Origin of the sequence: Bradyrhizobium sp. Ec3.3 (assembly GCF_000472925.1) — a bacterium.
GTDB lineage: Bacteria > Pseudomonadota > Alphaproteobacteria > Rhizobiales > Xanthobacteraceae > Bradyrhizobium.
On record NZ_AXAS01000036.1, the window covers coordinates 17,470 to 30,898 of the forward strand.

Below are 13,429 nucleotides of genomic sequence, written 5' to 3' on the forward strand. Positions count from 1 at the left end.
CGTCTCCGTCAGAACCCGAACGCGGCGGCAAGCGCGCCGTGTGGCAGCGTCACCTGGAACATGCGCTCGAACACGACGTAGAGCGCGAGCGCTGTCGCCGCCGCCATGGCGAGCGCGCGCGGCATGGACTGATGTCTGGGGATCGCGAGCACCGCGAAGATATAGATGGCCGAGGCGAGATACATCCCGAGCAGCGGAATCGCCGCAACGAAAATTGCGGCCGGCACGAACAGGCTTGCGAGCCGGCGCAGCTCGGTCGGCGTGATCGCCACGGGAACGCTCGCGAGCGTCGCGGCCGGCAATGCGCCGCGCACGAGATTGTACAGGCTGCCGAGAACGATGATGACGCCGGTCAGGAACGGGAATGTGCCGGCGTCCACGCCCGCGCTCGACCACCCGATCCCGTTGTCGAGGCTGGAGACGACCACCGCGGCGCCGAAGCTGCCGGTGAGGATGGCGGTCGAAAGTTCAAGAGCGCGGCGCGATATCATCAAGGGCTCCTGGAGGGCGGGTGACGACAGGACATCATGGCGCGGTGCTTCGCCGTTTCACTTGATGAGCCAGCCCTGCTCGCTCGCCACCTGCTTGAGGTGCTCGAGATCTTCCTTGATGAACTTGTCGAAGTCGCCGCCGGTCAGGAACGTGTCGACCTGGGAGGTCTTCTCGATGTAGTCCTTCCATTCCGGCGTCGCCTGCACCTTCTTCATGAGGTCGACATAGAACGCGGCCTGGTCCGGCGTGACCTTGCCAGGCAGCCACACCGTGCGCGGCTGCTCGTACTGCTTGATGTCGAGGCCCTGCTCGACGCAGGTCGGAACGTCGCTCCAGCCTTCCGTCGCGGTGATCTTCGGCCCCTGCGGCAGCCGCTTCGGGCTGAAGGCGCAGAGCGGACGCTGCGTTCCGCCGCGCCATTGTCCCAGGCTTTCGCTCGGATTGTTGACGTGGGAATCGATGTGCCCGCCGGCGAGCTGCACGGCGGCCTCGGCGCCACTCTTGAAGGGGATGTAGGTCAGTTTGACATGACCGGTCTTCTCGATCATGCGGGTCAGCACCTCGTCGGTGTCCTTTGACTGCGCGCCGCCCATCTTGAATTCGCTCGATGCCGCCGCCTTCAGATAGTCGCCCGCGGTCTTATAGGGCGCGTCCTGCTTGACCCAGAGCAAGAACTCGTCCTGCGCCATCGCTGCGATCGGGGTGAGGTCGGTGTAGTTGAAGGCGACCTTGGAGACGAGCGGCTGCTGCCATGCATTCGACGTGCCGAAGATCACCTTGTAGGGATCGCCCGCAGAGACCTTGCCGTAGACATAGCCTTCGGCACCGCTGCCACCGCCCTTGTTGACGACGACGATCGGCTGCTCGGTCAGCTTGTACTTGGTGATGATGTTCTGCACCGCGCGCGCAAGGTTGTCGGTGCCGCCACCCGGCCCAGCCGTGGCAACGAACTCGATCGGCTTCTGCGGTTGCCAGGCCGCAGACGCCGGCATCGTGCCGGCGAGGACGACCGCGGCTGCGGAAAGCAGAAGTGCTGACGTGCTACGCATGGTTTCCTCCGGCTGATCTTTTGTTTTTATCGGTTGTTCTGGTCCGTCGTATCGACGTCCTGTCAGGCGACTCGTTCCTCGCGCTGTGTGGACGCCGAAACGATTGCGCCCTGTTTTTCGAGCGCTTCGATCTGCTCCTCATCGAACCCGTATTCCGCCAGCACCTCGTGCGTATGCTCGCCATAGACGGGGGCACCGGAACGGACCTTGCCAGGCGTCTCCGAGAATTTGACGGGAAGCCCGATGGTCTTCACCGGACCGAGCCTCGAATGCTCGACCTCGACGACCATCTCGCGCGCCAGCGTCTGCGGATCACTCAAGGCTTCCAGCATGTCGTGCACGGGTCCGCACGGCACGCCCTTCTCATCCAGCGCCGCGAGCCAATGCGCCCGCGTCCTGGTGCGGAAGCGCTCGCTCAAAACCTTCTCGAGCTCCTTCAGATGCGCCATGCGGTCGGCACCGGTGGCGAAGCGCGGATCGGCGGCGAGCTCGCTCGCGCCGAGCGCTTCCAGCATCAACAGCCAATGCTTCTTGTTGGCGCCGCCCACCACCAGCCAGCCGTCGGAGGCTTCAAAGGCCTGATACGGCGCATTGAGCGGATGCGCCGACCCCATTGCGCGCGGCGCGGTGCCCGCGGCCAGCGCAATCGTCGATTGCCAATAGGTCTGCACCAGGGCTGCTTCATAGAGCGAAGTCTCGACCCACTGCCCTTCGCCGGTCTTCAGGCGATGCGTGTAGGCCGCGAGGATGCCCATGCTCGCGAGCAGGCCGGCGGTGATATCGGACAGCGGCGGGCCGCATTTCACCGGCGGACCATCGGGGCGCTCGCCGGTAAAACTCATGATGCCGCTCATCGCCTGCGCGACGAGATCGAAGCCACGACGGTGCTTGTAGGGACCGGTGCGGCCAAAGCCCGACAGCGAGCAATAGATCAGCGACGGAAACTCCCTGTGCAGGTCCTCGTAGCCGAAGCCGAGGCGCTCCATGGCGCCCGGGGCAAAATTCTCGACCAGCACGTCGGCACTCGCTATCAGCCTCCGCAGCACCTCCTTGCCGCCGGAGGTCTTCAGATCCAGCACGATGCCGCGCTTGTTACGGTTCATCATCAGGAAGGAGGCGGCCTCGTCGCCAATCTTCGGCGGCACCGAATGGCGGGTGTCATCGCCGTTCGGCCATTTCTCGATCTTGATGACGTCGGCGCCCATGTCGGCGAGCATCAAGGTGCAGGTCGGCCCGGCCATGACATGGGTGAGATCGATGACCTTGAGGCCGGCCAGCGGTCCCGTGGGGCGAGCGGTGGCGTGCGATTGATCCTTTTTCATCGGCTCGTCCTATTGGCCGCGCCATTGCGGGGCGCGCTTGTTGAGGAACGCATCGAGCCCTTCGCGAAAATCCTGGCTCGTGTAGCACATCAGGATGAGGTCTTCGCCCTCCTCCCGCGTCAGCCGCTTTTGCAAGCGGGCCACCGCCTGCTTGGTCGCATTCAGCGTCAGCGGCGCGTGGCTCGCGACGAGGCGAGCGACCTCGTCGGCACGCTTGTCGAGTGCCGCGCCATCCTCGACGATTTCGCTGAGCAGGCCGACGCTTGCGGCTTCCGTGGCATCAACAAGACGCGCAGTGAAGATCAGATCCTTGACGCGTGCAGCCCCTATGAGCGCGGTGAGACGGCTGACATTGGACATCGACAGGCAATTGCCGAGCGTTCGCGCGATGGGGAATCCGATACGCGCACTCTTCGTGCCGATGCGCAGATCGCAGGCCGCTGCGATCCCCGCCCCTCCGCCGGTGCAGAAGCCGTTGATCGCGGCAATCGTCGGCACCCGGCATTGCTCGAGCGTGGTGAGCACGCGGTCGATCCGGTTCTCGTAGTCGAGCGCGTCCTGTGGCGTCCTGAATTCACGGAATTGATTGATGTCCGTGCCCGAGGCAAAGGCCTTTTCGCCTGCACCGCGCAGCACCAGCACCTTGATGGAATGATCGCTGCTCGCCTCTTCGCAAATCGCGGCGAGCCGCTCATACATGCCGAAGGTCAAGGCGTTGCGGGCCTGCGGGCGGTTGAAAGTAATCCGCCCGATGCCGTCCTCACGCTCGAAAACGAGGTCTTCCGCCTCCGCGACTGCCAGGTCCATTTCCCCGTATCCGTCTTGTTTTTTGCAGTTTTGAATGCAAAATTCTGAATTTTCAAGCTGGAACTTCTAAACTTTCGTCGATAAACTCATTTTTGCATGCAAAATAGAAATTTGTCCGATGCTTCATGAGGACGTCGTCAGCCGCATCCGCGACATCCTGCTCGACGGCGAAATCCCGCCGGGCGCGCGGATTCCCGAGCGCGAGCTGTGCGAGCGGCTCCAGATCTCGCGCACGCCGCTGCGCGAGGCGCTCAAGGTGCTCGCCGCCGAGGGCCTCGTGCAATTGTTGCCCCATCGCGGCTCGCGCGCGGCAAAGCTGACCGACAAGGACATGCGCGATCTCTTCGAGGTCTGCCAGGGCCTCGAGGCGCTCGCCGGCGAGCTCGCCTGCGAGCGCATCACGGAGGACGAGATCGACGAGATTGCCGCCGCGCAAACGGCGATGGCGCAGCATTACCGCGATGGCGATCTGATCCAGTATTACCGCTGCAATCGCGCCATCCACGAAGCGATCGTTACCGCCGCCGGCAATCCCGTGCTCGCAAGCCTCTACAATTCGGTGACGGCGCGCATTCGCCGCGCACGCTACGTCACGCCGATGACGCAGCAGCGCTGGGCGCTCGCCGTCAGGGAACACGAAGCGATCCTCAATGCCTTGCAACGACGCGACGGCACAGGCCTTTCCCACATCCTGCGCGCTCATCTGCGCCACAAGCGCGAGGAGGTTTTGCAGGCCGGATTTGCCGAGACGGACGGCGCGGCTCTCGCTGCCGTGGATGACGGCGACAACTGAACGCGCTCGACGAAATCACAACAGGCGGAGATTTATTCCAGCCCGGCGGCAACAATTCCGCCCCTTAACTTCCGCGCGATCTCGACCTATATTGAGTGTCCCGAAACCAACGAAAGGAGGTGATCCAGTGTCTTATCTCAAGCGCTGTCACCTCGCTGGGATCGCCCGCTAGGCTCGACGTGAAGCCTGGCAGCGGGGCGCTCTCAGCCCTGGACCAGCGAGACAACAAATCGGGCGCGACGGGGTCTTCCCCGCCGCGCCTTTTCTTTTTCGCGCACATGCTGGTCTTTTTTCGCGCTACCCGCAGGATCAATACGGCAAGCTGCCAGTCAGCACTTCGCGGATCTTCTGCGACAGCTCCGACTTCCGGTACGGTTTTCTCAGCAGCGCGATACCGGGATCGAGGTGGCCCTCATGCACGATGGCGTCGTCGGTATAGCCTGACGTGTAGAGCACCCTCACATCGGGACGGCGCTCGCGGATCGCTTCGGCCAATTCCCGTCCGTTCATGCCGCCGGGCATGATGATGTCGGTGAACAGGAGATCGAACTTGATGCCCTGCCCCACCAGCGCGAGCGCGGCCGCGCCATCGCCGGCAACCAGCGTCCGGTAGCCGAGACTGCCGAGCTGGGCGATCACATAGCCCTGCACCAGCGGATCGTCCTCGACCACCAGGATCGTCTCGTGCCCGCGTGGCACGCTGGGCGCGGCCACGGGCCCGGCCTGGCTCGCCATCCGGCCGATAGAACGCGGCAGAAACAGCTTCACCACCGTGCCGCGGCCTTCCTCGCTGTCGATCGCGACCGTGCCGCCGGTCTGCTTGGCGAAGCCGTAGACCATGCTGAGCCCGAGCCCGGTGCCGCGGCCTATGCCCTTGGTGGTGAAGAACGGCTCGAACACGCGGTCGCGGATGTCGGCAGGGATGCCATGGCCGGTATCAGAGACCGCGATCATCACGAACTCACCCGGCTCCATCTCGCGATCGCCGGGCTCGCCCGCGCCGTCGAGCACGCGATTGGCCGTCTGAAGTGTGAGCTTGCCGCCGCCCGGCATGGCGTCGCGCGCGTTGACGGCGAGATTGACGATCGCCGAGGAAAGCTGTGACGGATCGGCCATCGCGAACCACGCATCTTCGGCGAGCTGGGCGTCGATCTCGATGTGCTCGCCGAGGATCGGCTTGAGCAGCCGCGCGGTCTCGACCACGAGGCAGTTGACGTCGATCTCCCGCGAATCGAGCGGCTGGCGCCGCGCGAAGGTCAGAAGTTGAGAGGTGATCTCGGCGCCGCGCGTCGCCGCGTCGTCGATCAACTGCGCGATCGCTGCAAGCTGCGGCTTGTCCGCAAGACCCTCCTGAAGGATCTCGATGGTCCCGGTGATCACCGTCAGCACGTTGTTGAAATCATGGGCGACGCCGCCGGTGAGCTGGCCGATCGCATCCATCTTCTGCGATTGCCGCAGCCGCTCCTCGGTCTCGTGCTGGTCGGTGAGGTCGGTGGTCGAGCCGCGATAGCCCAGGAAGCGGCCGTCGGCGTCGAACACCGGCCGGCCGTTGACGCTGAAATGCCTGATGCGTCCGGCCGCATCGCGGCCGCGATACTCGAACTTGCGGAACGGCTCGTGGCGCTCCAGCGCCGCCATGTGGTCGCGCCATTTCTGCGGCTCGGTTTCCAGATCGATTGCGCCGTCGGGACGCCGCCTGCCGACCACGCGATTGCGCATCATCCCGAAGGAGCCCGCGCGATCCGAGATGTAAGTGAACACGTGATCCGGGCCGGTCTCCCAGAACCAGTCGGACGCGGTTTCCGCGTAGTCGCGGAAGCGCTGCTCGCTGCGGCGCGCATCACCCTCGGCACGCCGCCGGACCTGGAGATCGCGCTCCAGATTGGTGTTGGCGAGCCGCAGATCGCCGTAGGCGCGCTGCAGGCTCGCGCACATGGCGTTGAATGCGTCGATCACCTTGTCGAGCTCGTCGGTCTCGTGCGACGGCCCGCGCTCCAGGTGCAACGGCGGCTGCGGTCGCGTCAGCGTGTATTTGCTGACGAACTCGGCGATGGCGACGAGGTGCCGGGTCACCAGCAGATGGAACATGTAGATGATGAAGAGCGAGACGAGGAACGTCTTGGCCGCCTGGCTCGCCAGGATGATCAGGGCTCGATTCAGCAATTGCCTGTAGACGTCGGTCAGCGTCGCCTCGACATGCAGCGTGCCGATCCTGTGCTTCTCGCCTTGTGTGACGTAGTCGATCGGATAGTCGCGGACCACCACCGAGCGGCCACCCCTGTCGCCGACCGCCACCCGAATCGGGTTGGGACGATCGGCGAATTCGCGAATCTCGACCGCCTGAATGTCCGGCAGCCGAAGGATGCCGTTGAGCTGGAGCTCGAGCTGGTTCCTGTCGAGACTCCACAGGCTTTCGCCGAGGCTGCCGAGATAGCTCCGGCCGATCTCGTCGAGCCGCGTCTCGATGATGCCGACCTCGCGCTGATATTCCAGATAGAGCTGAAGCGCGGTCAGCGTCAGCGTCACGATCGAGGAGAAGAGAAGCACGGCGGCGAGCAGGCGCAGGCCGATGCCGCTGCGAAACCAGGCGAACACGCGCGGCAGCAGGGAACCGATCGGGACCCCGATTCGGGCCAGATCCTCATTCGCGGCCGCCGGCGCGATGGCGCGGCCGCGATTGGGATCGTGCTCACCTGCGTTGCCCATGCACCACTCCCCCGAGATGGCGACGATCCTGCGTCGGCCCGTTACGGCCTGCCGCGGTTCGACAGTTCGGCTCCCCTGGAAGACCCGACCCGTTCGGGCAGCCTCCCTGCTAGATCCTGGACGAATATTCGTCTGTGGGGGGCAATCTTTGCGCCCAGCCGCAGGAAGCCTGCGCAAACTAGCACCATGCGTGCTAAAATGTCATCGGTGAAAGTGCGGAGTAGACCCCGCATCGCGGGTGGCGGATGGTCGCTGTGATTCGCGGGGCCAATCACCATCCGCGGTAGATCCCACCGAATCATCAATCCAGTGGTAGCAAGGATGAGTGGGAGACGGGTGATGTGGCGGATATGTCTTTTCGGCGCGTTGCTGCTGTTCGCCCACCCCTCACAGGCACAGTCGGTCATCCGGCTGGCGCGGATCGCCAACATCCCCGACCAGTATGTCGGCGGCGAGATGCTGCGCGTGGTCTATGCGCAGCTGAACATCAAGCTCGAATTCGAGGATGTGCCTGGCAAGCGTGCGCTCGCGCTTTCGAGTGCAGGCGAGCTCGACGGCGAGATCCAGCGGATCGGCACGCTGTCCAAGGACTACCCGACGCTGGTCCGGGTCACGCCCGCGATCAACTATATCCAGCCTTCTGCCTTCGCGACGAAGCTTCGTTTTGACGTCGCCGGCTGGGACTCGATCAAGGACTACAGCATCGGGATCGTGCGTGGCGTCGGCTCCTCGGAAAACGGAACGCGCGGAATGAGCCGCGTCACGGCGACCACGAACCTTGAGAGCCTGATCCAGATGCTGGACGCCGACCGTTTCGACCTGATGGTCACCGACCTCTTCAGCGGCCTCGTCGCGGTTCGCAAGCTCAACCTCCAGGCACGGATCTATCCGCTCTCGCCGCCGCTCGAGCGTATCGACATCTACCACTATCTGCACGAGCGCCACCGCGACCTCGTGCCGAAGGTCGGAAAAGTGATCGAGGAGATGACCGCAAGCGGCGAGCTCGCCAGATTGCGCGAGCAGCTCGTCAGGCAGGTGCTGAACGAGTCCTGACCGTCTGGCCGATCAGAGCACGCGATGCCGCTCGTGCACGGACATGCTCACGGGCCGCACTCCCTAGAATCCGCAGACATTGCGCGGCCGTTTTCCCCGGCGGCTTTCGACGATCGGCTCACCGCCGTTCAGGATCGAGCTGCCGTAGTAGCGATGGTGGCCGGCACCGTCGTGAAGATCGGCCGGTTCTGATGGCGTCGCGCGCCGCGCATCGCTGATGATCTTGATGGTCCGAGCTGACATTGAAGCCTCCGCCGCTGCCTGTCGTGTTCTTCGCCGCCATCAGTCGCGATCGCGGGAACCCGCGTTCAAGACGAAGCCGGACAATCGGGTTTCAGGACGGTTTCGTTGCCCGCGCGATCACGCAATATTTCCTGATCGGTGATTGTCGGACTCATCGGCCGTCATACGTCCTTGCAAAGGTGCAAAAGTAGCGAGGTGACGATGCTCTACGCCATCCTGGCCTATCACGTGGAAAGCGAGGTCATGTCCTGGACGAAGGAGGAGGACGCCGCCGTCATGACAGGCCTTCGCAAGGTCCAAGAACCCTTGAAAGCCAAGGGACATTTCGGGCCGGCAGCGCGGCTCGACGAGACCAGGAGGGCGCGCACGCTGCGCGGTCCCGGCGCCGGCATGGTGCTCGATGGGCCCTTTGCCGAAACCAAGGAGCAGCTTCTCGGCTTCTACATCATGGAGTTTTCGGACGAGGCCGGCGCGGTCGCCGCCGCGCGGGAGCTACGCAAGGTCAATCCGGGCGCGGTCTACGAAATCCGCCCGATCAAGCTCTTCCTGCCGGCCGATGGGTTTGGCGCGACAGCAGACGTGAGATGACCCTCAGGTGTCTCTGGCCGGATTCCCCTTGACGAACCGGTGCATCAACAACGCGCCGAAGGCGAGAAACCAGACGAATTGCGCATATTCCGGCGCAACCGCGGCCACCAGCGTGCCCGGCAAGAACACCAGCACTGGAAAGATCGCAGGAAGGATCTCGTGAAGACGGCTGGCACGGGCCGCGAGCCACCAGAGCCAGGCATTGAGGCCCGCAATCGCGGTCAGATGCAGGCCATAGAGCACCGCGACGGCACTGCTTAGCCGGTAACTGCCATAGAGTCCGTTGGTGACTGGTAGCAGGATGATCGAGAGCAGGAAAAACAGATTGAGCAACACCACGCCTCGGCCAGCCTCGGGCTGGCGCGCAAGCCGCCGATGATGACTGATCCAGAACACGCCGGCGACGACGAAGGTCAGGATCAGGCCCGCCACGCGTCCGGAATAGAGATGGTCGAGATCGCTCCAGGTCGGCGCCGTCTTGAGCTCGTCGGCCTTGGGCAGGCTATAGGCGAGCAAGGTCATGGCCACACCGAAAATGGTGTTGCTGAGCGATTCCAGCCGGCGCATCTCGAACAGGTCGTTCTCGAGGTCGGTCGTGACGTCGGTCATCTGCGCACCCTCTCGGGGCTGGAACCTTAAGCCCCGTCCTGTCCCCTAAATCCTAAAGCGTGTCCCGTCCAGCCGCATTGCGGATCGCGGCGGGATCGCGGAATCTGCAGCTTTCATCGGGGCGATTCGTGGCGGCTGCGACATATCTGGACACGCTGAATGCCGAGCAGCGCCGCGCCGTCGAGCATGGCGTGGCTAACGGCAGCACTGTCGGCGGTCCCCTCCTCGTCATTGCCGGAGCCGGTTCCGGCAAGACCAACACGCTTGCCCACCGGGTCGCGCATTTGATCGTCGCCGGCGCCGACCCGCGCCGGATCCTGCTGATGACCTTTTCGCGCCGCGCGGCCGCCGAGATGGGGGCCCGCGTGGAGCGGATCGCCAGAAAAGTGCTGGGCGAGAACAACGCCGCGATCATGCGCGACGCTCTCACCTGGGCCGGCACCTTCCACGGCATCGGCGCGCGGCTCCTGCGCGAATATGCCGAGCGGATCGGCGTCGATCCCGCCTTCACCATCCACGACCGCGAGGATTCCGCCGACCTGATGAGCCTCGTGCGGCACGACTGCGGATTGTCGCGGACCGAAAGCCGCTTTCCAGCCAAGGGTACCTGCCTGTCGATCTACTCCCGCTGTGTGAACGCGGAGATGGAGATCGAGAAGGTGCTCGGCCAGCATTATCCGTGGTGCGCGGGCTGGGCTTCGGAGCTGAAGCGGCTGTTTGCGGCCTACGTCGAGGCCAAGCAGGCGCAGCACGTGCTCGACTATGACGACCTCCTGCTCTACTGGGCGCAGATGATGAGCGACGCGGGCATCGCCGAGGAGATCGGCGGCCGCTTCGATCACGTGCTGGTCGACGAATATCAGGACACCAACCGGTTGCAATCCACCATCCTGCTGGCGCTGAAGCCGGAGGGCCGCGGCCTCACCGTGGTCGGCGACGATGCGCAGTCGATCTATTCGTTCCGCGCCGCCACCGTGCGCAACATCCTCGAGTTCCCGCAAAGCTTTTCGCCGCGGGCCGAGATCATTACGCTCGACCGCAACTACCGCTCGACGCAAGCAGTGCTGGCGGCCGCCAATGGCGTGATCGGCCTCGCACGCGAGCGCTTCACAAAGAATCTCTGGACCGACCGCACCTCCTCGCACAAGCCGCAGCTGGTCGCCGTGCGCGACGAGGCCGAACAGGCGCGCTACATCGTCGAGCAGGTCCTGGCCAATCGCGAGCAGGGCTCGCTGCTCAAGCACCAGGCGGTGCTGTTCCGAACCTCCTCGCACTCGGGCCCGCTGGAAATCGAGTTGACCCGCCGCAACATCCCCTTCGTCAAGTTCGGCGGTCTGAAATTCCTCGACGCCGCGCATGTCAAGGACATGCTGGCGCTGCTGCGCTTCATCGAGAACCCGCGCGATCGCGTCGCTGGCTTTCGCATCCTGCATCTGCTGCCGGGTGTCGGACATGCAACCGCGCAGCGGGTGCTCGACCACATGGCAGAGAGCCCCTCGCCGCTTGCCGCGCTCTGCAAGCTTCCCGCACCGCCGCGCACCGGCGACGACTGGGCCGCCTTCATCCGCACGGTCGAGAATCTCAGCTATTCCGAATGGCCGGCCGATCTCGAGCACGCGCGCCTCTGGTACGAGCCGCATCTCGACCGCATCCATGAAGACGCCGAGACGCGCCGCGCCGATCTGATGCAGCTCGAGCAGATCGCGAGCGGCTATATCTCGCGCGAAAAATTCCTCACCGAGATCACGCTCGATCCCCCCGACGCGACGTCCGATCAGGCTGGCGTTCCCCTGCTCGACGAGGACTATCTGATCCTTTCCACCATCCACTCCGCCAAGGGCCAGGAGTGGAAGTCGGTGTTCCTGCTCAACGTCGTCGACGGCTGCATGCCGTCCGATCTCGGCGCCGGCACCAGCGCCGAGCTGGAGGAGGAGCGCCGCCTGCTCTACGTCGCGATGACCCGTGCCAAGGACGACTTGCATTTGATCGTGCCGCAGCGTTTCTTCACCCACGGTCAGGCCGCCTCGGGCGATCGCCACGTCTACGCCTCGCGCACCCGCTTCATTCCGGAAGCACTGGTGCCGCTGTTCGAGCGGACGACCTGGCCGAAGGCGCAAGCCGGCACGGCGCGGACCGCGGCGCAGGGGCCGAAGATCGATATCGGAGCCAGGATGCGGGGCATGTGGCGCTAGCGCCGGCCGCGCGCACGACGCCTCACGAATTCCAAGGGAGCATGGAGATGACGATAGCAGGAAAGAACGCGATCAAGGCGGAGCTCGACACGCTGCGGAAGCTCGCACGCGAGGTGATCCAGACGTCGAAGGGCAAGAGGCCCCTACCCGTCAAGGACCAGCGCACCCTGCGCCAGCAACAGAAACGCGCGGTCGAGGCCATCGTCGCCGAAATCAAGGAGCTCAAGCAGTTGAAGCGCCGCGTTCTCCAGGCGCGCGCCCCCGAGGCAATGGCGGAAAAATTCGTGCCTTGATGCGAGCGACAGCGGCGCTGGCCGCAGCTACGCACCCAGCCTGTCGACCTGAATCTTGCCCGCCTTCATCACCAGCGGAATGTGCTCGCCCTGGCCGAGCAGGCAGGCGACATCGCGCAAGGGATTGCCCTCGACCACCAGGAGGTCCGCGAAAGCCCCAGGCGTGACCCGGCCGAGCCTGCCCTCCATGCCGAGCACCTCGGCGCCGATCACGGTCGCGCTGGCGATCACCTCGCGCGGGCCGAGAATTTCGGCTCGGATGCGGAATTCGTCGCTCTGGAGGCGCTGCGACGGTCCAAGCAGATCGCTGCCGAAGCCCATCTTCACGCCGGCCTTGCGATAGATCGCGAGCGAACGCAGACCGGCATCGCGCACGTCGGCGATCTTGGCGACGCTCTCGGCCGGGAGGCCATACTGCGCCCCCTCATTCGCCAGCGCCTCGTAGGTGACGAGCGTCGGAACGACATAGGCGCCCTTCTCAGCCATCAGTCGCGCGGTCGGCTCATCCACGAGATTGCCGTGCTCGATGGTGCGCACACCGCAACGAACGGCCCGCTCGATTGCCGCGGCAGTATAGGCGTGGGCGAGCACATAGGTCTGCCTCCCCCGCGCCTCCTCGACGATGGCGCGGATCTCGTCCTCGGAATAGCCGAAGGCGCCGACCGGATCGGTCGGCGAGGCCACGCCGCCGGACGCCATGATCTTGATCTGGTCGGCACCCATCTGGAGCTCCTCGCGCGCCGCCTTGCGCACGCCGTCGACACCATCGGCGACACGTGCCAGCGCGCCGACGCGCACGCAGCAGGGACAGGGTGCGTCACTGGCGAGATAATCCGAGCGCCCCCGCATGTCCCCGTGCCCGCCGGTCTGGCTGAGCGCGCGGCCGGAGACGAACAGACGCGGTCCGTCGGTTAGCCCAGTCTCGATCGCCTGCTTCAGCGCGTGGCCGGCGCCGCCGGCATCGCGCACCGTCGTAAAGCCCCGCCGCAGCATGCCGCGCAGCAGCAGCGTCGAGCGCAGCGTCACCAGCACGTTCGGCATGTGGACCTGCTGTGCCAGGTTGAGCTCGACGGCGATCGCGTGCACGTGCAGGTCGATCAGGCCGGGCATCAGCGTCTTGCCCTTCAGATCGATGGTCCGGTCCGCGGAGGCCGATAGCGGCCGGTCCGAGACCTCCTTGATCAGGCTGTCCTCGACCAGCACGTGATACCCCTCCAGCAAGTCCGGCTTGAGCGGATCGAGCAGAGCGGCGTTCTTGAGGAGGATGCTGAACATGTCGGTT

At 64.8% G+C, this 13,429-nt stretch carries 13 protein-coding genes; 5 read left to right on the forward strand and 8 right to left on the reverse strand.

The annotated features are described in order from the left end of the window. Window positions 1-8: 8 nt before the first annotated feature. The 4 genes from YUU_RS0129285 to YUU_RS0129300 all read right to left on the reverse strand — a co-directional run bounded on the left by YUU_RS0129285 (window position 9) and on the right by YUU_RS0129300 (window position 3,670). Window positions 9-491, reverse strand: a complete 483-nt coding sequence (locus tag YUU_RS0129285) for a tripartite tricarboxylate transporter TctB family protein (protein WP_027525578.1) — start codon at window positions 489-491, stop codon at window positions 9-11. 57 nt (window positions 492-548) lie between these two features. Continuing rightward, entirely contained in the window at window positions 549-1,541 is a 993-nt protein-coding gene (locus tag YUU_RS0129290) for a tripartite tricarboxylate transporter substrate binding protein (protein WP_027525579.1), read from the reverse strand. Window positions 1,542-1,603: 62 nt separating this feature from the next. After that, window positions 1,604-2,863 (reverse strand): CaiB/BaiF CoA-transferase family protein, encoded by a 1,260-nt coding sequence (locus YUU_RS0129295; RefSeq protein WP_027525580.1) that lies wholly within the window; start codon window positions 2,861-2,863, stop codon window positions 1,604-1,606. Between the two features lie 9 nt (window positions 2,864-2,872). Then, window positions 2,873-3,670 (reverse strand): enoyl-CoA hydratase/isomerase family protein, encoded by a 798-nt coding sequence (locus YUU_RS0129300; RefSeq protein WP_027525581.1) that lies wholly within the window; start codon window positions 3,668-3,670, stop codon window positions 2,873-2,875. A 118-nt stretch (window positions 3,671-3,788) separates the two neighbouring features. Between YUU_RS0129300 and YUU_RS0129305 the strand changes: the two genes are divergently transcribed. Beyond that, window positions 3,789-4,463 (forward strand): GntR family transcriptional regulator, encoded by a 675-nt coding sequence (locus YUU_RS0129305; protein WP_198031847.1) that lies wholly within the window; start codon window positions 3,789-3,791, stop codon window positions 4,461-4,463. 309 nt (window positions 4,464-4,772) lie between these two features. Here the strand turns inward: YUU_RS0129305 and YUU_RS0129310 are convergent, their stop codons facing one another. Then, complete coding sequence (locus YUU_RS0129310; RefSeq protein ID WP_027525583.1) at window positions 4,773-7,169, reverse strand: ATP-binding protein; 2,397 nt, start codon at window positions 7,167-7,169, stop codon at window positions 4,773-4,775. Window positions 7,170-7,508: 339 nt separating this feature from the next. On the opposite strand from YUU_RS0129310, the gene YUU_RS0129315 reads away from it, so the two are divergent. Next, window positions 7,509-8,222 carry an ABC transporter substrate-binding protein gene (locus YUU_RS0129315; protein ID WP_027525584.1) on the forward strand — a complete coding sequence of 238 codons (714 nt, stop codon included), beginning with the start codon at window positions 7,509-7,511 and terminating at the stop codon, window positions 8,220-8,222. Window positions 8,223-8,285: 63 nt separating this feature from the next. On the opposite strand, the gene YUU_RS0129320 is transcribed toward YUU_RS0129315, so the two are convergent. Then, on the reverse strand, window positions 8,286-8,465 hold the full coding sequence (locus YUU_RS0129320; RefSeq protein ID WP_027525585.1) for a hypothetical protein: 180 nt from the start codon (window positions 8,463-8,465) through the stop codon (window positions 8,286-8,288). A gap of 201 nt (window positions 8,466-8,666) precedes the next feature. Here YUU_RS0129320 and YUU_RS0129325 point away from each other — a divergent pair, with 201 nt between their 5' ends. Beyond that, window positions 8,667-9,053, forward strand: a complete 387-nt coding sequence (locus YUU_RS0129325) for a YciI family protein (RefSeq protein ID WP_027525586.1) — start codon at window positions 8,667-8,669, stop codon at window positions 9,051-9,053. A 3-nt stretch (window positions 9,054-9,056) separates the two neighbouring features. On the opposite strand, the gene YUU_RS0129330 is transcribed toward YUU_RS0129325, so the two are convergent. Next, window positions 9,057-9,662 carry a TMEM175 family protein gene (locus tag YUU_RS0129330; RefSeq protein WP_027525587.1) on the reverse strand — a complete coding sequence of 202 codons (606 nt, stop codon included), beginning with the start codon at window positions 9,660-9,662 and terminating at the stop codon, window positions 9,057-9,059. A gap of 128 nt (window positions 9,663-9,790) precedes the next feature. Here YUU_RS0129330 and YUU_RS0129335 point away from each other — a divergent pair, with 128 nt between their 5' ends. Together YUU_RS0129335 and YUU_RS0129340 are read left to right on the forward strand one after the other, a co-directional pair. Then, on the forward strand, window positions 9,791-11,854 hold the full coding sequence (locus YUU_RS0129335) for an ATP-dependent helicase (RefSeq protein WP_027525588.1): 2,064 nt from the start codon (window positions 9,791-9,793) through the stop codon (window positions 11,852-11,854). Between the two features lie 47 nt (window positions 11,855-11,901). Beyond that, window positions 11,902-12,147, forward strand: a complete 246-nt coding sequence (locus tag YUU_RS0129340) for a hypothetical protein (protein WP_156944567.1) — start codon at window positions 11,902-11,904, stop codon at window positions 12,145-12,147. Between the two features lie 27 nt (window positions 12,148-12,174). On the opposite strand, the gene YUU_RS0129345 is transcribed toward YUU_RS0129340, so the two are convergent. Further along, window positions 12,175-13,422 carry an amidohydrolase family protein gene (locus YUU_RS0129345; RefSeq protein ID WP_027525590.1) on the reverse strand — a complete coding sequence of 416 codons (1,248 nt, stop codon included), beginning with the start codon at window positions 13,420-13,422 and terminating at the stop codon, window positions 12,175-12,177. Between the last annotated feature and the right edge of the window lie 7 nt (window positions 13,423-13,429).

What these genes read in the sequence shown, in the direction of transcription:
- YUU_RS0129285 (WP_027525578.1), bottom strand. Translation starts at nt 491, where the DNA reads ATGATATCGCGCCGCGCTCTTGAACTTTCGACCGCCATCCTCACCGGC.
- YUU_RS0129290 (WP_027525579.1), bottom strand. Translation starts at nt 1,541, where the DNA reads ATGCGTAGCACGTCAGCACTTCTGCTTTCCGCAGCCGCGGTCGTCCTC.
- YUU_RS0129295 (WP_027525580.1), bottom strand. Translation starts at nt 2,863, where the DNA reads ATGAAAAAGGATCAATCGCACGCCACCGCTCGCCCCACGGGACCGCTG.
- YUU_RS0129300 (WP_027525581.1), bottom strand. Translation starts at nt 3,670, where the DNA reads ATGGACCTGGCAGTCGCGGAGGCGGAAGACCTCGTTTTCGAGCGTGAG.
- YUU_RS0129305 (WP_198031847.1), top strand. Translation starts at nt 3,789, where the DNA reads ATGCTTCATGAGGACGTCGTCAGCCGCATCCGCGACATCCTGCTCGAC.
- YUU_RS0129310 (WP_027525583.1), bottom strand. Translation starts at nt 7,169, where the DNA reads ATGGGCAACGCAGGTGAGCACGATCCCAATCGCGGCCGCGCCATCGCG.
- YUU_RS0129315 (WP_027525584.1), top strand. Translation starts at nt 7,509, where the DNA reads ATGTGGCGGATATGTCTTTTCGGCGCGTTGCTGCTGTTCGCCCACCCC.
- YUU_RS0129320 (WP_027525585.1), bottom strand. Translation starts at nt 8,465, where the DNA reads ATGTCAGCTCGGACCATCAAGATCATCAGCGATGCGCGGCGCGCGACG.
- YUU_RS0129325 (WP_027525586.1), top strand. Translation starts at nt 8,667, where the DNA reads ATGCTCTACGCCATCCTGGCCTATCACGTGGAAAGCGAGGTCATGTCC.
- YUU_RS0129330 (WP_027525587.1), bottom strand. Translation starts at nt 9,662, where the DNA reads ATGACCGACGTCACGACCGACCTCGAGAACGACCTGTTCGAGATGCGC.
- YUU_RS0129340 (WP_156944567.1), top strand. Translation starts at nt 11,902, where the DNA reads ATGACGATAGCAGGAAAGAACGCGATCAAGGCGGAGCTCGACACGCTG.
- YUU_RS0129345 (WP_027525590.1), bottom strand. Translation starts at nt 13,422, where the DNA reads ATGTTCAGCATCCTCCTCAAGAACGCCGCTCTGCTCGATCCGCTCAAG.